Genomic DNA, 21140 nt, shown 5'->3' on the forward strand with positions numbered 1-21140 from the left:
GAACACGCGCCTGGACCGCCGGGACCGGGGTCGCGCAACACGTGTCGTCATTCACACATGTTCGCACAGACATGCATTTGCCGTCTGCACAACGGTGATGAACGATTGGGGGCACCGGCGAGACGAGGAGGACTGCGTGACCGATTTCGATGCGGAGTCGTGGGCGGCGAGATTCACACTGCTCAGCGATCCGACCCGACTGCGCCTCGTCGCCGAGATGCACGCACGCCCGGGTTCGACGGTCACCGAGCTCGCCACCGCCACCGGGATCACCGAGAATGCGGCGTCGCAGTCGATCCGGAAGTTGCGAGCCCAGGGGTGGGTGAGATCAGAGAAGGCGGGCCGGATGGTCCACTACGAGGTCGTCGGCGACGCGATCGTCCATCGCATCCTGCACGACATCATCGGAGTCGGCCATATTTCGCCCGGTCAGCACGCTGATCACACCCATGCGGTGACAATGGATTAGAACACGTTCTAGTCTTGTCGCTGTGGATGTCACCTTCGATGCAACCAAACGGGAACTGACGACCGACCAGGGCACGCTGCGCTATCACGAGGCCGGCGACGCCGACGCGCCGCCGCTGATCCTGCTGCACGGCTCCGGCCCGGGCGTGACGGGCTGGCGCAACTATCGCGGCAACCTCGGCCACTTCGCGCAGACGCACCACTGCTACGTGATCGAGTTCCCCGGCTTCGGCGTGAGCGATGCCGTCGAAGGTCACCCGGTCCTGACCGCCGGCGGTTCGGTCATCCGTTTCATGGATGCGCTCGGCATCGACTCGGCGGCGATGATCGGCAACTCGATGGGCGGCGTCGTCGGCGTGAACCTGGCCATCAAGAAACCCGACCGGGTCGAGAAGCTGGTCACCATCGGCGGCGTCGGTCCGAATGTGTTCAGCCCCAGCCCCAGTGAGGGTCTGCGTCTGCTGCAGGAGTTCACCGACAACCCAGACAAGGACAAGCTGGTCCGGTGGCTGAACTCGATGGTCTTCGACCGCTCGCTCGTCACCGAGGAGCTCATCGAGGAGCGATGGGAAGCCGCCATCAATCCCGACGCCCACAAGACCGCGCAGATGATGTACGGCTCTGCAGCTTTCGAGATGCAGCAACAGTTCATGGCCGCCTCGGACAACCCGCCGTACTGGGCGTCGATGCACAAGGTCGCCTGCCCCACGCTGCTGACCTGGGGCCGCGACGACCGCGTCAGCCCACCCGACATGGCGATGGTCCCGATGCGCCTCATCCCCGACGCCGAGCTCCACATCTTCCCGAAGTGTGGTCACTGGGTGATGATCGAGGCCAAGGAGGCCTTCGAGTCGGCGGTATCGGCCTTCCTGAGTCGCTGATCTCGTTCGGCGGGCCCCCTCGAGGCGCCCGCCGACGGCACGATCACACATGCCTGGACGACAGCAGGTATCCGAAGGCCAACGCGAACACACCCGGGCCGACGCGCACCAGGTGATCGTGCGACACCGCCGTGTCGAGGTCCTCATCGGACAGCCCGGCGCGCAGGGCGTCCTCGCGCAGGATGAGGCCGGTTGGGTCTGGGGGAATCAGGTTCACGATTTGTTCGACGCAGCAAGGCGGCAACGGGTTCCCACCCGCTTGTCTCACAGATAAATCCGTTGCACCCGTGGGCGCCCCGCTGGCATAGTTCCCATTCGGCACGAGGACCAGCAGGCCGGAGCGGGATACCGCGAAGTGTTTCTGCGCGTCGGAATCCTCGTCCGCCTCCAGATGGCAAGGGATACATCCCGAGCAGGTTCGAGTCCTGACACGGCACCGCTCCCGGGAGCACGGGCCTGGTCGGTTCTGCGGTCGTCGTCCGGGTCGTTCGCGACCCCGCGACGCACCCCACCGGCCGGCCCGCCCGCGAGCGGTGTCGCCATCCGAATTTTCTGACCCGACAAGCATTGCGACGCAACGGAAAGGAGGATCGCCATGCTGTTCCACAACCGAATCACCGTCCCACCGGGCCACACCGTGCTGGCGTACCGGGGCGCGGAAGTCCAGACGCTGCCCACCGGTCGTCACCGCGTACGCAAGCCCGACGCAACGCTGAGCGTCGACCTGCGTGAGCGCCTGATCCAGGTCGCACCGCAGGAGATCCTCACCGCCGACTCCATGGCGGTCCGCATCTCAATGACGTTGCGCGCCAGAGTGATCGATGCCGTGGCATTCGTCGAGCGGGCCTCCGACCCGATCGGCGCGGTATACTTGGCCGCCCAGATCGCGCTGCGTGAGGTCTGCGCCGGCGTTGCGTCGGACGATCTCGTGCGGCGCGGCGACTCTGTCGACGTCGAACCGATCCGCGTCGCCGCGGCACAGGTCGCGGGGACCGTTGGGATGGAAGTCCTCGAGGTCGTCGTCCGCGACGTCATCGTCCCGGCCGAAGTCCGCAGTGCCGCACTCGAGGTGATCACCGCCAAGACCCGCGGTCTCGCAAAGTTGGAGGCGGCTCGGGCGGAGACCGCCGCCCTGCGCGCATTGGCCAACGCGGGCCGGTTGCTCGACGCCCACCCGGCACTGGCGCAGCTGCGCCTCGTCGAGGCCGTGCCCTACGGCGCGCGGGTCGTCCTCAGCGTCGGCGGCGCCGAGGTGCCGTCGGACGACTGAGTTACGCTCACCGGATCCGTTCCCGCTCACCCAGATCATGTGAGCGGGAACGGATATCGTGAGCGACCGGTGTAGATGGAACCGAAGAGCGCCCCGCTGCGTCGAAGTACCCATGCTGATGTTCCCCGCCGACCGGTTCGGACTCCTCCAGCGCGACGCGGCGCTCCGTGCCGGGTTCTCCGACGAGGAACTGTCCGGTTCCCTGGCCCGCGGCGAGCTGATCCGTGTGATCCCGGGTGTTTGGATCGCCGCCACCGATCAGCCCACGGGTGCGGATTCGGCCGAGAAGCGGCATCGCCTCCGCGCTCTCGCCACCGCCGCCTCGGAACGGGCGGACGGACACCCCCTCAGTCATACCTCCGCAGCCGCGGTGCTCGGTCTCCCCATGCTCGATCCCGACCTGTCGCTCGTCCACGTGACCACCGGTCGCACTTCGGGCGGGTCCATCCGAGCACAGCGACATATCCACGCCGCGCCACTCGACCCCGCCGAGATCGTCCAGATCGACGGCGTTCGCGCGACCTCGATCGAGCGCACCGCGGTCGACGTCGCCATCATGGGCACCTTTGCGCAGGCGCTGGTCGTCTTCGACGCCGCTCTGCGGCTCGGCGCGGATCGCGAGACGATGAGCGACCTGCTGTCCGGCCGTCGGCGTCGAAGCGCTCGCAACGCCCGACGGGCCATGCCGTTCGCAGACGCCGCGTCGGAAAGCGTCGGCGAATCGTGGAGTCGCGCACAGATGATCGACGCGGGCCTGCCACTTCCCACTCTGCAACGGGAGTTCGTGCTCGGTGGGGCGCGCTACCGCAGCGACTTCGACTGGGACGAATTACTGGTCGGCGAGTTCGACGGTCTGCAGAAATACGGCGCGCTGGTGAAACCCGGTGAGACAACGGCGGACGCGGTCGTCCGCGAGAAGCTCCGTGAAGACCGATTGCGCGCCGCGGGAGTGGTCGTCGTCCGGTGGACATGGTCGACCCTGAGGAAGGGTGAACTCGACGCGCTTCTGCGACCCTGGCTACAGAAGCTCGGCCTCCTCGCCGCCTGACCGTGCGCTCACGTCTTCCGTTCCCGCTCACCCAACTCTTATGAGCGGGAACGGAAAAGGTGAGCGCAAGCAGAAGCCCCGGCCGGAACGAATCCGGCCGGGGCCCTGTTACGTCAGTCTCCCGCCCCCTGAGGCGCGAGGAGCGTCAGCGACGAGCCACGAAGGGTCAGTACTTCTCGCCCTTCGCGGCCTTCTCGACCAGAGAGGCCGGCGGCTCGAAGTGCTTGCCGTACTTCGACGCGAGGTCGCGCGCGCGGTCGACGAAGCCCTGGAGTCCACCCTCGTAACCGTTGATGTACTGGATGACACCACCGGTCCACGCGGGGTAGCCGATGCCGAAGATCGAACCGATGTTGGCGTCCGGCACGGAGGTGAGCACACCTTCGTCGAAACACTTGACGGTCTCGAGGGCCTCGGCGAAGAGCATGCGCTCCTTCATGTCCTCGAGCGGGATCTCCTTGGTGCCCGACTTGAAGTGCTCACGCAGACCCGGCCAGAGCTGGGTGCGCTTGCCGTTCTCGTCGTAGTCGTAGAAGCCCTTGCCGTCCTTCTTGGCGGTGCGGCCGTTCTCGATCATCCAGTCGACGACGGCGTTCGAGCCGTGCTGCGGGAATTCCTTGCCCTCGGCCTTGGCCGCTGTCTCGGTCTCCTTGCGGATCTTCTGCGGCAGGGTCAGGGTCAGCTCGTCCATCAGCTGCAGCGGCGCGGCCGGGTAACCGGCCTGGGTGCCCGCATGCTCGATGAACGCCGGCTCGACGCCCTCGCCGACGGCGGCGATGGCCTCGTTGACGAAGGTGCCGATGACGCGGCTGGTGAAGAAGCCGCGGCTGTCGTTGACCACGATCGGCGTCTTGCGGATCTGCAGGGTGTAGTCGATGACCTTGGCCAGCACAGCATCCGAGGTCTTCTCACCCTTGATGATCTCGACCAGCGGCATCTTGTCGACCGGCGAGAAGAAGTGGATTCCGATGAAGTCCTCGGACCGCTTCACGCCCTCGGCGAGGATGGTGATCGGCAGGGTGGAGGTGTTGGAACCCAGGACGGCGTCGGGCTCGACGATGTCCTCGATCTCCTGGAACACCTTGTGCTTGACCTCGACCGACTCGAAAGCGGCCTCGATGACCAGATCGACACCCTTGAAATCGGCGGCGTCGACGGTCGGGTGGATGCGGGCGAGGAGCGCATCGCTCTTCTCCTGCGTCGACTTGCCCTTGGCGACAGCCTTGGCCTCGAGCTTCTCCGCATATCCCTTGCCGCGTTTGGCGGCGTCGAGGTCGATGTCCTTGAGGACGACCTCGATGCCGGCCTTGGCCGACACGTAAGCAATTGCGGCGCCCATCATTCCGGCGCCGATGACGCCGACCTTCTTGGCGGTGAACTTGTCATAGCCCTCGGGACGCGAGCCGCCGCCGTTGATGTGCTGCAGGTCGAAGAAGAACGCCTTGATCATGTTCTGCGCGACCTGGCCGGTGACCAGCGAGACGAAGTAGCGGGTCTCGACGATGTCGGCGGTGTCGACGTCGACGTAGGCACCCTCAACCGCGGCGGCCAGGATGGCGCGCGGAGCCGGCATGTTGGCGCCCTTGATCTGCTTGCGCAGCAAGGCGGGCAGTGCCGGGAGGTTCGCGGCGAAGGCCGGGTTGGTGGGGGCACCACCCGGGATCTTGTAGCCCTTCTTGTCCCACGGCTGTGCCGCTTCGGGGTTCTCCTTGATCCATGCCTTGGCGGCGGGGATGAGTTCCTCGATGGAGCCGACGACCTCGTCGACCAGGCCGGTCTCCTTGGCCTTGGTCGCGTTGAAGCGCTGGCCCTGGAGCAGGACGCCCATGAGTGCGTTCTGGATACCCAGCAGACGCACGGTACGGACCACGCCACCGCCGCCGGGCAGCAGGCCGAGGGTCACCTCGGGCAGACCGACCGCGAGGCCCTTGACGTCCGCGGCCACGCGGTAATGGGTGTGCAGCGCTATCTCCAGGCCGCCACCGAGGGCAGCACCGTTGATGGCGGCGACGACCGGCTTGCCGAGGGTCTCGAGACGACGCAGCACCTTCTTCATGCCGTTGGTCGTCTCGGTGATCTGGGTGGCGATCTCCGCCTTCGAGACGTCCTTGCGGTCGCTCGTCATGTCCTTGAGGTCGCCACCGGCGAAGAAGGTCTTCTTCGCGGAGGTGAGCACGACACCGGTGATGTCGTCCTTCTCGGCCTCCAGGCGGTCGACGGTCGCAGCCATCGACTCCTGATAGAGCGCGTTCATCGTGTTGGCGCCCTGGTTGGGGTCGTCCATGGTCAGGATGACGACGCCGTCGGCGTCTTTCTCCCAGTTGATCATGTTGTCACTCATTGTGTTTCGCAGAGTTCTTTCTCGTGAAGTGGCAGGGCCGGGAGGGTCAGAGACGCTCGATGATGGTTGCGACGCCCATGCCGCCACCGATGCAGAGGGTGATCAGGCCGTAGCGGCCGCCGGTGCGCTCGAGCTCGTCGAGGCAGGTGCCGTAGATCATCGCGCCGGTCGCGCCGAGCGGGTGACCCATGGCGATCGCGCCACCGTTGACGTTGACCTTCTCGTGCGGGATCTTCAGATCCTTCATCCACTTCATGACCACCGAGGCGAAGGCCTCGTTCAGCTCGAAGACGTCGATGTCGTCGACGGTCAGTCCGGCCTTCTTCAGCGCCAGCTCGGTGGCCGGGGTGGGGCCGGTGAGCATGATGGTGGGCTCGCTGCCGACTTCGGCGAAGGAGACGACGCGGGCGCGCGGGGTCAGACCGTTGCGCTTGCCTGCCTCTTCGCTGCCGACGAGCACCAGGCCCGAGCCGTCGACGATGCCGGAGCTGTTGCCGCCGGTGTGGACGTGGTTGATCTTCTCCACGCTCGGGTACTTCTGCAGGGCGACGTCGTCGAAGCCTGCCATGTCGGCGAGGGCGGCGAAGGCGGCCTTCAGCTTGCCGAGGCTCTCGACGGTGCTACCGGGACGACGATGCTCGTCGTGGTCGAGGATGGTGACCCCGTTGATGTCCTTGACCGGGACGACCGACTTGGTGAAGTAGCCACTGTTCCAAGCCTTTTCGGCGCGGGCCTGCGACTCGGCGGCGTAGGCGTCGACGTCTTCGCGCGAGAAGCCCTCCATGGTGGCGATCAGGTCGGCGCCGATGCCCTGGGGGACGATGTAGTGGTCGTATGCGGTTGCGGGGTCGGTGAAGAGCGCACCGCCGTCGCTGCCCATCGGGACGCGCGACATCGACTCGACGCCACCGGCGAGAACCAGGTCGTCGAAGCCGGAGGCGACCTTGGCCGCGGCGAGGTTGGTGGCTTCGAGGCCCGAGGCGCAGAAGCGGTTGATCTGGGTGCCCGGAACGGTCTCGGGGAGTCCGCTGTTGAGCGCTGCGGTGCGTGCGATGACCGCACCCTGCTCGCCGACCGGCGAGACGACACCGAGGATGACGTCGTTGACGTCGGCAGGGTCGAGGCCACCGTGGCGGGCCAGGAGCTCGTTGATCAGCCCGGACACGAGGTCGACCGGCTTGACGCTGTGCAACGCACCGCCGCGCTGCTTGCCACGAGGCGTACGGATTGCCTCGTAGATGAATGCTTGATCAGGCACGAAAGTGTTCCTTTCACACGAACCACGAATTGGTTACCCACCGAGGCTAACCCGGAATAACCTATTTGGCTATACCCAGTGGTCAAGCGGAGGGTGATCGGTGGAATGTGCGCTATGGTCTGTTCACCATGCCTGACCGCAAACCCGCCACCCGAGCCCGGGGCGCCGACCGCAAGCGACAACTCGTCGACTCAGCGGCCGCGCTCTTCCTCCAGCGCGGGTATCCCCAGGTGTCGCTGGCCGACATCGCCCGGTCGGCAGGGGTCACCGCTCCGTCGGTGTATCGGCATTTCGACGACAAGCAGTCACTGCTCGCCGCCGCCGTCCTCGCCGGCGTCGACGATCTCGAGGCGTGCACCGACCGCGCCCTGGCCGACGGTCACGACGCGGCGTCGCTGATCTCGACGGTGTGCACGCTGGCCGTGCAGCGCCCGCAGACCGCGTCGTTGTGGCGGTGGACCAGCAACTACCTCACGACCGAGCAGAACAGGCAGGTCGCGGTGCGGACCCGCGAGGCGATCGGCCGCTGGGCCGCGGCACTCTCCGCCGAACGGGACGACCTCACCGACCGCGAAGCGGTGCAACTCGCGTGGGCACTGCTCAGTGTGAGCGGCAGCCTCACCGTGCACCACACCCGCATGTCGAGCGCCCGCGCGCGTGACGAGATCGAGACACTCATCCGCCGACTCGTGGAGCTCCGACCGTCGGCCGCGCCACCGCTCGACGCGGCGCCCGCGGTTGCCGGCGTCACCCGATCGCGCCGTGACGAGATCCTCGACGCCGCAGCCGGTTTGTTCGCCGAGCGCGGTTACACCGACGTCGGGGTCGACGAGATCGGCGCCGCGGTGGGTATCGCCGGACCCAGTGTCTACAAACATTTCCCGTCCAAGCTGGCCATCCTGGTCGCCATCGGCCAGCGCAGCGGCGCGCGCCTGGAAGCCGGGGTGATGGCGGCCTATGCGGCGACCTCGGACCCGGCGAAATTGCTTGCCACCCTGGTGGACTCGTACGTGAACGTGATCACCAGCACCCCCGACCTGTCGGTCAGCTTCAACAATTCGCCGGTGCTTGCCGGCCAGGCCAGCGCCACCGACCTCGTCGACGTGCAGCGTCGCTATGTCGCGCGCTGGGTCGATCTGCTCACCCAGGTCGATCCCGGCCTCAAACGCGATCAGGGCGCAGTCGCCGTGCACGCCGCGCTCTCGATCGTCAACGACGCCGTACGGATGCGGCGGGGCGCCCACAGTCCGCAGTTCGCGGCCCGGATGGCGTATCTGATGAAAGGCGTACTGGCGATCTGACACACAACACCGCTCGCGGCGCCACGGAGTAGGGGACACTGTTCGCATGTACGAGACCTCCCCGACATCCGAGATCTCCCCGATGACCGAGCCCCGTTACACCCGTGACGAGTTGATCGCCGAGCTCGACATGTCTCCGGAGTTCGCGGAAAAGGCCTGGAACGCCTTCGGTTTCGCGCGTAGATCTACCCCGGACAAGGTCTTCACCGACGCCGACCTGGCTGCGCTCCGGTTGTTCACGGCGTCGTCGGCCGCGATGCCCGAAGGCACCCAGATCGCCATGGCCCGCGCCATCGGACAGACGATGGCCCGCCTGACGGAGTGGCAGGCCGATCAGCTGCGTGAGATCGCCGACGACCCCGACTTCCCCTGGGACCTGGAACAGATGAGCAACGCGCTGGGCCAGATCCAGCAGTTGATCTGGCGACGACACATGGCGCTCGCGCTCGAGCGGCACGCCGAACACTCGACCGACGAGAAGATCGACCTCATCGTCGGCTTCGCCGACATCGTCGGATACACCAGCCTGTCTCGGCGGATCGACATGCAGGACCTCGAACGACTGCTCGGTTCATTCGAGGACGACACGTTCGACGTGGTCGTCGATCACGGTGGCCGCGTGGTGAAGACCCTCGGCGATGCGGTGATGTTCACCTTCGACGATGCCGTGGCCGCCGCCAGCGCCGCCGTCGACATCCATCGGCTCTCCGAAGACGACAACCTGCCACCGCTTCGCGTCGGGCTCGCTCGCGGCGCAGTCCTGTCCCGGCTCGGCGACGTCTTCGGCGAACCCGTCAACATAGCGTCGCGGCTGACCAGTTCGGCCCGCCCCGGAACCACGCTGGTCGACGACACGATCGCCGGTCAGCTCGCCGATGACGACCGCTTCTACCTGAAATCGATTCCCTCCCTGCGTGTCCGGGGTTACAAACACCTCAGGGCTCGTGTGCTCGAGGCGCACCGAGACGGTCCGCTCGTCGATTGACCTCCAGACTTCATCTCGACTGCCAGACCTCGATCGAAGTCTGGCGGTCGAGATGAGGTCCACTGGTCCTGTGGACACTCTCCGGCCGATATCACGCTGCTGGTTTAACCTCACCGGAGTACGTCGATGGTGGTTCATTCAGTCATAAGGGGGAAGCTTTGCCGGACTTGATCGTCGACCCGGCAGCCGTCGGGGCGGCCGCTACCGAGATCTCACGCTGCGCGTCGCGGCTGATGTCGCTCGAACTGACATCGCATGCGGGACTGGAGGGAACCGCCTCCACATTCAGCCGGCTCTCCGGCCAGTTCGCCGGCGCGTCGAGCGACATGTCGGCCGTGGCCTCGAGCGCCGATGAGCGGGTCGCCGAGTCGCTGGCCAATGTGTCCGGCACCGTGTCTGCGTTCTCCGAGCTGGTCCTCGGAGCCAAGAACACGACGGTCGAGACCGATCATCACAGCGCGGGGCAGATCAAGGACGCCGTTGCCTACCCCGCCCGACAGGGCGGTCAGCAGACAGATCACGTCGTCCCGCTGAGTGTTCTGTTGTCGGTGCAGTAGGCCATGCCGCCGAGCCACAACGACGTCCGCTCCTGGAATCCCGAAACCATGGCGTCGATCGCGAACGGAATCATGCGGCTCCAGGCTCATTTGGAGATCGAGGCCCCCAAAGCCGGAAATCCCGTGCTCGACCTGACCGGAGCACAGTGGACGGGAGAGGCACGCGGCCCGGCCGATGATCGCGCGGCCGGGCTCACACGCTGGATCCGCAGCGTCGCCGACGAATACGGCGACTTGGCGGCCGCGCTCCGAGCCGGGCAGCAGAACATCCGCGGTGCGATGACGGCGCTCACCAACCGAACGGATCTCGCCGATGCCGACGGCTACATCCTGGACCGGGGTAGCCGGGAGTACACGGTCAACTTCGACGCAGCACGGGCACCGGAGGGCGCCGAGTACGACGCCGGCGTCGAGTACGAGCACCACGCTGCGCTGCTGGCGCTCGGAACCGCAGCCGACGACGCCGTCACCGCTACCCGGGACGCGATCAACTCCGCACTCGGTGAACTCGGCGGCATGACACCTGACGCCAACGCGGTCAACCGCGGAGTCGTCGATTCGAGTCTCGCCGCAAGCGATGCAGCCGCTGTACGCACTGGGACGGCCACTCCCGAACAGCGCGGGCGCTTCCTCCGAGCGATGGATCTGACGCCGGAGCAGTTGGAGATGTTGAAGGCAGGACAACCCTCCGACCTGGACCCTTCGCGCCTCCAGTACGTCCTCGGCGCTCTGGGACTCGCAGGCATGGACCCCAAGAGCGCTGCTGTGACGGGCGCACTCGGCGCACTAGAGCGTCGCGGGTCCGACATTGAAGACGCGTACGCCCGACAGCGGCGATCTGTGGGACAGGCGGGTATGAGCGCCGACGATGTCGCGCGGTTGAACTCCGTTGGCAAGAACGTGGCCAGAGGTGCCTTCTGGGCCGGCATCGCCTACACCTTCGTCGATGAGGGACTCAAGTACTCCCGCGATGAACAGGACGGCGGCGACACAGCGGCAGCCGTCGTCGGCGCAGTCGGTGGCGGGTACGCGGGCGGCGCGCTGGCGGGCGCCGCCATCGGGTCATTCGCAGGCCCCGTGGGTACCGCCGTGGGAGCGGGGATCGGCGCCGCGCTCGGCAGCCACTACGGCGCGAGTATCGGCAAATGGGTGAAAGGTAGGTTCGACTAAGTGCAGGGTCAGAACTCGCCCGGCGGCCGACAATCGGCTCGTCATCGGGCACAATCGTTTCCGCGTGGGGTTGGCTATTGGGTTGGCGGCCTGAAGACCTACACCCGGAACTTCCTGGTCGCCCTGCCATCCGCCTCGGCGTTCGGTGTCGGCATGTTCATCAGCATCAACATCTTCTCCTGAGAGGACCGATGATCTCCGCCATCGAGTACGCAATCGTCAATCTCGGCAGTACCGCGACGCTCCGGGCGTCCACGCCCGAGCTCGATTTCGTTCCGCCCGCGGCCTGGTACGACCTGGACAACGACACCGCGCACAAGTCGATGGCGAGTCGTGTTCTGCTGCGATCGGAGAATCCGACGCCTGTCTTCGCCTCGAACGTCGTCATCCAGTACTTCGATCTCGGGCAATGTGATGTCATTCGACTGTCCGAGATCGACACGACGCTCGACATCTCGGCATTGGACGAGGCGCATGTGCTGAACCACGCCGCCGATCTCGACGGATACTCGTGTGTCGACGACGGCACGTACCAGGCGGATGGAACCGATCTCCGGATCCGCCGTGCTCAGCTGTCCTACGCCACTGCTTCGGGCAACTCGATGCTCTCGATATTCACCGCCACGACCACCGAAACTACATGGCCCACGACCGAACCCGAGATCAAGGAAATGGAAACGCGTTGGCTCCGGAAAACAACAAACCCAACAAGCAGCGCGAGCTGAGCACCTACTTCAGTGGTCGGTTCTCGATGTTCGTCACCTACCCGATCGTGCTGTTCATCGTCGGCCTTCTCGTCGGTTACCTGATGTCACGGTGACGGATACGATGCAGCTGGTGCGATCCTCGCGGAGTCGATGAGGCGTCGCAGATATCGCTGCGCAACCGTCGCTGAGTGTCCGGGGTTACAAGCATCTCAAGGCCCGTGTCTAGGATGCCCTCCGAGCATCTATGGTGGTTTGCGACATCAATGGGGGATTCATGTCGGACTTGGTTGTAGATCCAGCAGCACTCGACACCGCTGCAACAGACGTCTCGAACTGCGCCTCACGATTGATGGCGCTCGAACTGACGTCGTACGCGGGCCTCGAGGGCACGTCGTCGACGTTCGGCGAACTGGCCGGCAACTTCCGGGGTGCGACGGCCGACATGTCGGTGATGGCGGCCACCGCAGACGAACGCATCTGCACCTCCCTGGCCAATCTGTCCGGCGCAGTTGCGGCGTTCTCAGAGCTGGTGGTGGACGCCAAGGAAACCACCCTGGCGACAGACGTTCAGAGCGCCGGCCGTATCCGGGATGCAGTCCCCTTTCCTGAACGCCAAGGGGAACAGACCCACCACATCGTCCCGCTCTCCGTCCTGCTTTCGGTGCAGTAGGTCGATGCCACCGAGCTATAGCGAGGTGACCTCCTGGAAGCCAGAGGTCATGTCCCAGATCGCGAGCGGCATTGTTCGCCTGCAGGCCCACTTGGAGGTCGAGGCGCCGAAGGCGAGCAACCCTGTCCTGAATCTGACAGGCGCGCAATGGCACGGGGAGGCAAGAACACCGGCTGATGATCGTGGCGTCGGGCTCACCAAGTGGATCAGGCACACCGCCGACGAGTACGGCGACCTCGCGGCAGCACTGCGGACAGGGGCGGCCGACATCCGCGGTGCCATCACGGCACTCGAGAGCCGGACGACCCTGGCAGACGGGGACGGCTACATCCTCGATCGGGGTAGCCGCGACTACACCGTGAACTTCGATCCGGCGCGCGCGCCCGAAGGTGCCGAGTACGACGCCGGGCTCGCATACGAGCACCACTCCGCTCTCGTCGGCCTAGGAACTGCGGCTGATGACACCGTGACGGGGGCTCGGGATGCCATCAACGGTGTACTCGGCGAAATCGGGGCTATGACGCCACCTTCTGTGGCTGCGAACCGAGGGCTCGTCGACCCCAAGCTGGCGGAAAGCGATGCGAAAGCGGTACGCGATGGCACGGCCACCCCCGAACAGCGCGGACGTTTCGAACGCATGACGGCGCTTACGCCGCAACAGTTGGAAGACCTCAAAGCGGGTAGGCCGAGTGGCCTGGACCCGTCGCGAATCGAGTACATCAAGACCGTTCTCGGTGTTGAGGGCGATCTATCCGGGCCGGCGGCCACAGCGGCCATCTCCGCCGCACAGAGACGAGGAGAGGACATCGCCGAGGCCTATCGCCGGACGAGGCGGTCAGTCGGTCAATCGGGCATGAGTCCAGACGACGTCGCACGCATGAACTCTCTCGGCAAGTCGATGGCCAAAGGCTCGTTCATTCTCGGTTTGGGGGTGACGGTTTACGACGAATGGAGCAAGTACGATCGCGACGAGCAAGATGGTGGCGACGCTGCCGCAACCGTCGTCGGGGCGGTCGGCGGCGGAGTGATCGGTGGAGCGGCGGCAGGTGCCGTGGTGGGGTCCTTTGCCGGCCCTGTCGGCACGGCAATCGGAGCCGGGATCGGAGCCGCCATCGGTAGCAAGGCAGGCTCCGACGCGATGAAAGTCGTGAAAGGTTGGTTCGATTGATGGCGCGACACGCTGACTCTGGTGAAAGCGACCCCGAATCTGTGCCGCCGTGGAAACTTCGGTCTGAACACGAGGGTCCGCGCCGAAGGCTGTCCACCAGTTTGTCCGACAGTACGACGAGTTTCATGTTCTGGACACCCTTGGCGTGCCTGCCGTCCGGCCTCACCTTCTTCTTGGGGCTGATGTGTGGGAGTGCGATATCACACTGATCGCTGCAGGGACCTGCACAGACGATGGCGTCTACACCGCACAGGACACCGAATTGCGCGTCCACCGCGCGCAACTGGCCTACCAGACCGCGACGGGGCAGTCGGTCCTCACGATCTTCACCGCCACGACTACCGTGTCCGCGGCGGAAACAGTCCGATCAGAAATTAGAGAAATGGCGGACCAGTGGTTGACGACGACAATAAATGGCGACAGCTGAGCACCTACTTCACCGGCAAACTGTCGATGTTCATCACCTACCCCATCCTGACCTTCTGCATCGGGATTCTGCTCGGGTACCTGGCATCGAACTGACACCTCATCTTCCTGCGGCCCCGATTGACTGACCACTCAACGGGCAACTTGCAGAGTTCATTTCGACGTTGCGATCTCGATCGAAGTCGCATCGTCGAAAGAAGTCGGCCAGTCAACGCTCGGCGACCGCGCTGACCCGTACTTCGCTCGCCTTGACCACCAGCACGACTTGGACCCCGGCGACCAACCCCAGATCCGCGGCCGCCTCCCAGGTGACCTCGGCAGCCACGACCTGACCCCCGGCGTCGGTGTTCACCAGCGCGTGGCCTCCACTCGGGACCACGTCGCGGACGGTCGCTCGCAGCGTGGTTCGCGGACTACCGTGCGGCGCTTCGAGATACACGGCCACGGCGCGCGGTGAGAACGTGGCGGCGGCAGGTGTTCCAGTGCCGAGATCACCAGGCGGTACATCCTCCCCAGTCGTCCCGACCACCCGATTCCCGGCTGCGTCGACGACGGCGTTCGCCTCACCGATCCGACCCACAAACAGATTGAGCCCCGACAGCGAAGCACTGAATCGACTCCTCGGATTGGTCAACACGTCACGCGTAGAACCGGATTCGACGACTTGCCCCTGATCCAGGACGACAATGTCCTCCGCAAGGCCGAGAGCGTCCACCGGATCGTGGGTCACCATGATGGTGGTCCGGCCGCGATCGGCGAGCAGACCGCGCAGCAGTGCACGCAGGCGACTGGCGACGCCGACATCGAGGGCGCGAAACGGTTCGTCCAGCAACAGGATTCGCGGATCAGCGGCCAGCGCCCTGGCGATCGCCACACGCTGTGTCTGTCCACCGGAGAGCTGGTCGGGCTTCCGATCGGCAAGGTCGCCGGCCTCGACGGCGCCGAGCCACCGGGTCACTCGTTCACGGACCTCCGCTCGCGGTAGCCTCTGCGCCGACGGCGCGAAGGCCACGTTCTCCGCGACGCTCAGGTGCGGGAACAGGCGCGCATCCTGCGATAGCAACGCGATGCCCCGCCGGTGCGGCGGAACGAAGGCCCGCGGACCACGAAACACGGAATCCCCGAGCGTTATCCGTGTACCGGAGTCTCCCCGGAGCAGTCCCGCGATCACGCGCAGCATCGTCGACTTTCCTGCACCGTTCGGTCCGACGAGCGCGGTTGTCCGGCTCCCGGCGAACCGATGCTCCACCTGCAACCGTGGGACCGCATTGTCGATGGACACGACCAGATCGTCGCCGTTCACAGCGCTCCCACCCCGCCCCGGCGCCGACGGCTGTGCACACCCACCACGACGACCAGCGAGATCAGAACGAGTATGAGCGACAACGGTATCGCCGCCTGTGGATCATCGATCGCAGACACGTAGATCGCCAGGGGTGCGGTCTGGGTGACACCGGGCGCGTTGCCCGCGAAGGTGATCGTCGCGCCGAACTCGCCCAGCGCACGAGCGAACGCCAGCACGACACCGGCGAGGAGCGACGGCATCACGAGCGGCAGCGTCACGCGCCACAGCGTGCGGCTGGGCCCCGCGCCCAGCGTCGCCGCCACCTCTTCGTACCGCGTACCCACCACGCGCACCGCGCCTTCCACGCTGATCACCAGAAAGGGCAGTGCCACAAAACTCTGCGCCAGCACCACCGCAGCCGTACTGAACGCGATGTCGATCCCCGCCGCGTGCAGGTGCTCGCCGACGATCCCCAGCCGGCCGAACGTGTAGAGCAGCGCGAGACCGCCCACCACCGGCGGCAACACCAACGGCAGCAACACCAGGGAGCGCAGCACGCGGACGATAAGGCCGTCGTACCGCGCGAAGATCATCGCCATGGGCACACCCACAACCAGACAGATGACCGTGCTGACCGTCGCGGTGATCAGCGAAAGACGCAGGGCGTCAATCGATGACGGCGAGGTCACCTGGTCGACGAAGGTGTCCCACGGAGAACGTGCGAGCAGCGCCATGGGCGGCAGGACGATCAGCGCGACCCCGAATGCCGCCAGTCCATACACCCATGCAGGCAGCCCCGCGGGATCGCGGCGGAACAGACCGGGTCGACTCAGGGTCACGGTGGCCCGAACCCGGCGCCGGTCAGGATGGCCTGCCCGTCCGGACCGAGCACCAGCTCGACGAATTGTGCACCGAGGTCCCGGGCATCGGCGCCGGCCAGCGTCGTGATCGGGTAGGTGTTGACCACCGCCGCGAACGCCGGGTCGGCCACGGTGTGCACCTTGTCGCCCGCCGCCCTCGTATCGGTCACGTACACGACCCCCGCATCGGCCTGTCCGGTCGTCACCTTGGTGAGTACGGCGTTCACCGATTGCTCCTCCGACGCCGCGTCTACAGTGACGCCGGTGGTGCGCTCCACCGCCTCGGTTGCGGCCCCGCACGGCTGCGCCGGCTGGCACACGACGGTCGTGACGCCGGGTTCGTCCAGATCCGCGAACGACCTTATGTTCCGCGGATTACCGGGCGCGGTGACGATCACCAGTGTGTTGGTCGCGAAGATCCGCGGGTCGAGTGCCGCCGCGCCGAGTTTCGCCATGTTCTTCTCGTCGGCAGCGGCGAACACATCGGCGGGCGCCCCCTGCTTGATCTGATTCACCAGGGTCGACGACCCGTCGAACGACAGGCTCACGGTCACCCCGTCGTGCCGCCGCTCGAATTCGTCGGCGATCGCGGTGAAGGCTGTCTTCAGCGACGACGCAGCCGACACGTCGAGGGTGGTCGTCGACGTGTCGGCGGAACAGCCGGCGAGGAGGGCCAGCGCGAGTCCGGCCCCGACGACGAACCCCTTCATCGGGTGCCCTTGACCGTCTCCACCATGACCGTGGTCGCCTTGACCACCGCGGTGGCCACCGCACCGGGAGCGAGTGCCAGCTCCCGCGCCGACTGCGCGCTCATCAACGAGGTCACCTCGAACGGTCCGCACTGCAGGGTCACCTGAGCCATCACCCCGTCCATCTGGACATCCGTGACGAGCCCGGTGAACCGGTTGCGAGCCGACCGCGCCACCGCGGCCCCGTCGTCGGGAGCCACCGCGCGTTCCCTGGCCAGCGCGGCGAGCCGCGCCCCGTCGACGGTGGCGACGGAACCCTCATCGGACTGTTCGAGTACTCCGGTGGTGATCCACCGGCGGATCGTGTCGTCACTGACGCCGAGCAGTGCTGCGGCGTCCTTGATCCGAATTGCTGACATCGGTGGATTGTATCCGCATTCACGACGATCAGGGCTTGTGATCACCGCTGACGCGGAATATGGGCCGAGGGCTTGACCTCAAGTCTGGTTGAGGTCCTAGCGTTGGCGGCACGCGAGGCGTCGGAGTTCGCGTCCGCCAGACCGATGAGTTCTGTGAGAGCCGGCGGTCTGCCATCTCGAGACCAACAGGCCCCCGAATGAACCCCGAGAAGTCCCCGGTCCCCACCCTGACGTCCGAAAAATCAGTCGCGACTGTCGGACCCCATCGATAACGTGGAGAAACATGAGCTCAGTCACAGTCCCCGCCACCGCACCGGGCGACGTTGCGACGCCCGACGTCGCCATCGAGGCCATCGACCTCGTGAAACGCTTCGGCGACTTCACCGCGGTCGACGGCGTCAGCTTCACCGTGCCGCGCGGCTCGGTGCTCGGCCTGCTCGGCCCCAACGGGGCAGGCAAGACGACCATCGTCCGCATGATGACCACCCTGTCCCCGCCCACCAGCGGAACGGCACGTATCGCCGGATACGACGTCCGCGAGCAACCGGGCATGGTCCGTCAGAACATGGGCCTGACCGGCCAGGCCGCCACGGTCGACGAGATCCTCACCGGTCGCGAGAACCTCCGGATGATCGGCGGTCTGTACGGGATCGGCCGCAAACCCCTGGCCCGCCGCTCCGAGGAACTGCTCGAACAGTTCTCCCTCGGCGAGGCCGGAGACAAGCAGGTCAAGTCGTACTCCGGAGGCATGCGCCGCCGCCTCGACCTCGCCGTCAGCCTGCTCGCCACACCTCCGGTCCTGTTCCTCGACGAACCGACCACCGGACTCGACCCGCGCAGCCGGTCGGAGTTGTGGGATGTCCTGCGCGATCTCGTCGCCGACGGCACCACGCTGCTGCTCACCACGCAGTACCTCGAGGAGGCCGACCAGTTGGCCGACGACATCGTCGTCATCGACAAGGGCACGATCATTGCCCACGGCACCTCCCTGCAGCTCAAGGAACAGGCCGGCTCGGCCAGCCTCGTGCTGACCGTGTCCCACGCCGACGACCTTCCCGCCGCCGAAGCCCTTCTGAGCAAAAACGGCGCGGAGGTGTTCGTCGACACCGCTGCACGCCGCCTGACCACCGGGGCCGGCGGTCTCGGGGACCTCCCCCGGGTCGCCGCGTGGTTCGACGAGAGCGGCATCGCCGTCGACGACTTCGGACTCGCCCGTCCGAGCCTCGACGACGTCTTCCTGTCCCTCACCGGCCACCGAGCCGAAGACACCGATCACACCATCGACGAGGAGAATCCCTGATGACCACCACTGCACACGCCTCGACGGTGGTCGCGGACAGGCCGCGGACTCACCCGACCACGATCTGGCAGCAATCCTGGATCATGGTCAAGCGCAACATGATCCACACCAAGCGGATGCCGGAGATGCTCTCCGACGTCACGATTCAGCCGATCATGTTCGTGCTTCTCTTCGCGTATGTGTTCGGTGCCTCGATCCAGACCGACAGCGCGTCGTACAAAGAGTTCCTGTTGCCGGGCATCATGGGCCAGACGATCGTGTTCACCGCGTTCATCGTGTCCACGGGCATCACCGCCGACCTGGAGAAGGGCATCATCGACCGCTTCCGGTCGCTGCCCATCCAACGGTCCTCCGTGCTGATCGGACGTAGCATCGCCAGTCTGCTCCACAGTTCCATCGGCATCGTGGTGATGGCCGTGACCGGACTGGCCATCGGCTGGCGCATCCGCGGCTCCTTCGGCGAGGCCGTACTCGCCTTCGCCCTGTTGGTGCTGTTCGGATTCGCGATGATCTGGTTCGGCATCCTCATCGGCTCATGGCTGCGGACCGTGGAGGCGGTCAACGGTTTCATGTTCTCGGTGCTGTTCCCGATCACGTTCCTGTCCAACGCCTTCGTGCCGACCGAGCCGATGCCCACGTGGTTGCAGACGATCGCGGAGTGGAATCCGATGTCGTCGCTGGTTCAGGCGCTGCGCGTGCTGTGGGGCAACGGTCCCGCGTTCGGCTCGGATGCCGCTCTGCCGCTCCAATATCCAGTGATCGCGACCGTGCTCTGGTCGGTCGCGTTGACGCTCGCGTTCGCACCGTTCGCCCTGCGCGCCTACAACAAGCGCACGCAGGACTGAGGAGAACCGCGGAGGCAAATACCCACCCGGACCCGTCCGGCAGCGGCCCGCTCAGGCAGTCAGCGTGATCGCCTGTAGCGGGTCGCTGTAGATCGCGTCGAGCGATACCGCACCGGCGGCCTGCTGCTGCACGGTCGCACCCGAATGGGACACCCGGACATCGCGTTTGGCCACGATGGAGGTCTCCCGGACCGCCTTCGCGACAGTCGGGAGGCTCGTCGGGTAGTCGGTGAAGGCCTGTCCACCCAGGATGATGTGATCCGGGTTGAAGATGTCGGCGATGAGCCCGACGGTACGACCCAGCACCTCGGCGCGTTCCTCCAGCAGACGACGCGCCGTGACGTCACCGGTCCGCGCCAACGCGTGCACCCCTTCGACATCGGCGACCGAAAGGCCCAGGGCCCGAGCAGCTTCCACCACTCCGGTATCACTCACCGCAGGCTCGAGGCGGCCCGTCCGGCGGGGGTCGAGGAGCGTCGTCGCGCCGGTCGGGAAATGACCGATCACCGGCGGACCCGCGGTCGGCGTATGCACCGTGCCGCCCACGCTGAACGCGATGCCCAGCATTTCGCGGGCGTAGAAGTAGAGGAAGCTCGACTGCTGGTCGTCGGGGTTGAGCACGAGCTCGGCCGCGGCCATCGCCTCCACGTGCGACGCCACCGAGACCGGCAGGCCGACGGCCTCGGCGATCGTGCGGCCCACCTGCGCCCCCTCCCAGCCGAGACGTGGATGGTCGACGATGCCGTCTTCGGCGACCCGGCCACCGAGCGCGACGCCGACCCACAGCACACGGCGGCCGGTCCAGCGTTCGGCGAAGCGCCTGGCACTCACACCGATCGCGGCGAGGGCCTCCTCCGGCGTGTCGGCCTCCGGCGTCGGGATCTGGATGGCCCCGACCACTCGGTGAAGGAGATCGTGAGTGGTGATGGCGGTGACCTTGTAACCGATGTGGATACCGAGGGTCAGGAAGTCGGCGAGGTTGACCTCGAACGGGAGGCGCGGACGGCCGATGGCACCGGAGGGCGCGAGATCGGCGCGTTCACGGATGAGCCCCGCCTTGAGCAGCGCGCTGACCTGGCGGTTGACCGTGGAGATGCTGAGCCCGGTGCGCTCGGCGGCATCGTCGCGGAACAGCGGACCGGCCAGGCGGGCGGCTCGGAGGACGAGGGCGGCCGGCTTGGTCGACAGTTCCAGGTGCGGCGTCGCGACGTGCACCCGCTGACCCCCCTTCCCTGCCGCGCGGCGATCGGTGTTCGGGACCGACCGTTCGAGGCCGGCCGTGCGGCCGGGGGCCCGAGTGGGCGGTACGGGAGACAACGGTACGGGTTGGCGGGTGGGCTGCGGACCGCGACGCACCGCTCGGGACACAGGTTGGCGCCGCGCGAGGGGAGCCGGTGCGGTACGCAGATCGCGGGCGGAGAAGTCGGAAAGTGTGCTGGTCATGATCGTCCTCGTCGAAGAACCCGCGAGAAGACCGCGGGCGAAAGTCGGA

Annotated in this window: 23 protein-coding genes; 15 read left to right on the forward strand and 8 right to left on the reverse strand. The window is 66.3% G+C overall.

Features of this window, described 5'->3' with window-relative positions:
- The first annotated feature begins 136 nt into the window (after positions 1–136).
- Together H1R19_RS21430 and H1R19_RS21435 are read left to right on the forward strand one after the other, a co-directional pair.
- Positions 137–469, forward strand: coding sequence for an ArsR/SmtB family transcription factor (locus tag H1R19_RS21430; RefSeq protein ID WP_188328302.1), 333 nt, complete (start codon positions 137–139; stop codon positions 467–469).
- Positions 470–491: 22 nt separating this feature from the next.
- Entirely contained in the window at positions 492–1349 is an 858-nt protein-coding gene (locus H1R19_RS21435) for an alpha/beta fold hydrolase (RefSeq protein ID WP_219850111.1), read from the forward strand.
- Positions 1350–1392: 43 nt separating this feature from the next.
- Here H1R19_RS21435 and H1R19_RS21440 read toward each other — a convergent pair whose 3' ends face one another.
- Positions 1393–1566: a type IV toxin-antitoxin system AbiEi family antitoxin domain-containing protein gene (locus tag H1R19_RS21440; protein ID WP_219850112.1), complete on the reverse strand. Its 174-nt coding sequence runs from the start codon at positions 1564–1566 to the stop codon at positions 1393–1395.
- A gap of 378 nt (positions 1567–1944) precedes the next feature.
- Here H1R19_RS21440 and H1R19_RS21445 point away from each other — a divergent pair, with 378 nt between their 5' ends.
- Together H1R19_RS21445 and H1R19_RS21450 are read left to right on the forward strand one after the other, a co-directional pair.
- Positions 1945–2619, forward strand: a complete 675-nt coding sequence (locus H1R19_RS21445; RefSeq protein ID WP_188328305.1) for a slipin family protein — start codon at positions 1945–1947, stop codon at positions 2617–2619.
- A 112-nt stretch (positions 2620–2731) separates the two neighbouring features.
- A complete protein-coding gene (locus tag H1R19_RS21450; RefSeq protein WP_219850113.1) occupies positions 2732–3667 on the forward strand; it encodes a hypothetical protein in 936 nt (311 codons plus the stop codon).
- 166 nt (positions 3668–3833) lie between these two features.
- Here H1R19_RS21450 and H1R19_RS21455 read toward each other — a convergent pair whose 3' ends face one another.
- Both H1R19_RS21455 and H1R19_RS21460 read right to left on the reverse strand, forming a co-directional pair.
- Positions 3834–6008 carry a 3-hydroxyacyl-CoA dehydrogenase NAD-binding domain-containing protein gene (locus H1R19_RS21455; protein WP_219850114.1) on the reverse strand — a complete coding sequence of 725 codons (2175 nt, stop codon included), beginning with the start codon at positions 6006–6008 and terminating at the stop codon, positions 3834–3836.
- 46 nt (positions 6009–6054) lie between these two features.
- Positions 6055–7266, reverse strand: coding sequence for an acetyl-CoA C-acetyltransferase (locus H1R19_RS21460; protein ID WP_188328308.1), 1212 nt, complete (start codon positions 7264–7266; stop codon positions 6055–6057).
- A gap of 128 nt (positions 7267–7394) precedes the next feature.
- On the opposite strand from H1R19_RS21460, the gene H1R19_RS21465 reads away from it, so the two are divergent.
- From H1R19_RS21465 to H1R19_RS23375, 9 genes are all read left to right on the forward strand, one after another.
- Entirely contained in the window at positions 7395–8567 is a 1173-nt protein-coding gene (locus H1R19_RS21465; protein ID WP_188328309.1) for a TetR/AcrR family transcriptional regulator, read from the forward strand.
- Positions 8568–8613: 46 nt separating this feature from the next.
- Entirely contained in the window at positions 8614–9552 is a 939-nt protein-coding gene (locus H1R19_RS21470) for an adenylate/guanylate cyclase domain-containing protein (RefSeq protein ID WP_219850115.1), read from the forward strand.
- Between the two features lie 158 nt (positions 9553–9710).
- Positions 9711–10109 carry a hypothetical protein gene (locus H1R19_RS21475; protein WP_219850116.1) on the forward strand — a complete coding sequence of 133 codons (399 nt, stop codon included), beginning with the start codon at positions 9711–9713 and terminating at the stop codon, positions 10107–10109.
- Positions 10110–10112: 3 nt separating this feature from the next.
- Positions 10113–11279 carry a hypothetical protein gene (locus tag H1R19_RS21480; protein ID WP_188328312.1) on the forward strand — a complete coding sequence of 389 codons (1167 nt, stop codon included), beginning with the start codon at positions 10113–10115 and terminating at the stop codon, positions 11277–11279.
- 191 nt (positions 11280–11470) lie between these two features.
- On the forward strand, positions 11471–12004 hold the full coding sequence (locus tag H1R19_RS21485) for an acetyltransferase (RefSeq protein WP_219850117.1): 534 nt from the start codon (positions 11471–11473) through the stop codon (positions 12002–12004).
- Positions 11962–12099 carry a hypothetical protein gene (locus H1R19_RS21490; RefSeq protein WP_188328314.1) on the forward strand — a complete coding sequence of 46 codons (138 nt, stop codon included), beginning with the start codon at positions 11962–11964 and terminating at the stop codon, positions 12097–12099. The genes H1R19_RS21485 and H1R19_RS21490 overlap by 43 nt, the downstream gene beginning before the upstream one ends.
- 236 nt (positions 12100–12335) lie before the next feature.
- Complete coding sequence (locus tag H1R19_RS21495; protein WP_244970791.1) at positions 12336–12656, forward strand: hypothetical protein; 321 nt, start codon at positions 12336–12338, stop codon at positions 12654–12656.
- Between the two features lie 49 nt (positions 12657–12705).
- Entirely contained in the window at positions 12706–13824 is a 1119-nt protein-coding gene (locus H1R19_RS21500) for a hypothetical protein (protein ID WP_244970792.1), read from the forward strand.
- A 393-nt stretch (positions 13825–14217) separates the two neighbouring features.
- On the forward strand, positions 14218–14346 hold the full coding sequence (locus tag H1R19_RS23375) for a hypothetical protein (protein ID WP_257865664.1): 129 nt from the start codon (positions 14218–14220) through the stop codon (positions 14344–14346).
- A 112-nt stretch (positions 14347–14458) separates the two neighbouring features.
- Here the strand turns inward: H1R19_RS23375 and H1R19_RS21505 are convergent, their stop codons facing one another.
- From H1R19_RS21505 to H1R19_RS21520, 4 genes are read right to left on the reverse strand one after another with little or no spacing between them, the layout of a single operon-like run.
- Positions 14459–15553, reverse strand: coding sequence for a sulfate/molybdate ABC transporter ATP-binding protein (locus H1R19_RS21505; protein ID WP_219850120.1), 1095 nt, complete (start codon positions 15551–15553; stop codon positions 14459–14461).
- The gene (locus H1R19_RS21510) at positions 15550–16374 is read right to left on the reverse strand and encodes an ABC transporter permease (protein ID WP_219850121.1); all 825 of its coding nucleotides are present in this window, start codon (positions 16372–16374) and stop codon (positions 15550–15552) included. Before H1R19_RS21510 ends, H1R19_RS21505 begins: the two co-directional genes overlap by 4 nt.
- Positions 16371–17105, reverse strand: coding sequence for a molybdate ABC transporter substrate-binding protein (gene modA, locus H1R19_RS21515; protein WP_219850122.1), 735 nt, complete (start codon positions 17103–17105; stop codon positions 16371–16373). The genes H1R19_RS21510 and modA overlap by 4 nt, the downstream gene beginning before the upstream one ends.
- The gene (locus H1R19_RS21520; RefSeq protein WP_188328319.1) at positions 17102–17503 is read right to left on the reverse strand and encodes a TOBE domain-containing protein; all 402 of its coding nucleotides are present in this window, start codon (positions 17501–17503) and stop codon (positions 17102–17104) included. The genes modA and H1R19_RS21520 overlap by 4 nt, the downstream gene beginning before the upstream one ends.
- Before the next feature lie 283 nt (positions 17504–17786).
- Between H1R19_RS21520 and H1R19_RS21525 the strand changes: the two genes are divergently transcribed.
- Entirely contained in the window at positions 17787–18803 is a 1017-nt protein-coding gene (locus H1R19_RS21525; RefSeq protein ID WP_188328320.1) for an ATP-binding cassette domain-containing protein, read from the forward strand.
- Complete coding sequence (locus tag H1R19_RS21530; protein ID WP_188328321.1) at positions 18803–19648, forward strand: ABC transporter permease; 846 nt, start codon at positions 18803–18805, stop codon at positions 19646–19648. The genes H1R19_RS21525 and H1R19_RS21530 overlap by 1 nt, the downstream gene beginning before the upstream one ends.
- Before the next feature lie 51 nt (positions 19649–19699).
- Here H1R19_RS21530 and H1R19_RS21535 read toward each other — a convergent pair whose 3' ends face one another.
- Complete coding sequence (locus H1R19_RS21535) at positions 19700–20863, reverse strand: ROK family transcriptional regulator (RefSeq protein ID WP_219851841.1); 1164 nt, start codon at positions 20861–20863, stop codon at positions 19700–19702.
- Between the last annotated feature and the right edge of the window lie 277 nt (positions 20864–21140).

The sequence above is a fragment of the Gordonia jinghuaiqii genome (genome assembly GCF_014041935.1).
In the GTDB taxonomy this organism is placed as follows: domain Bacteria; phylum Actinomycetota; class Actinomycetes; order Mycobacteriales; family Mycobacteriaceae; genus Gordonia; species Gordonia jinghuaiqii.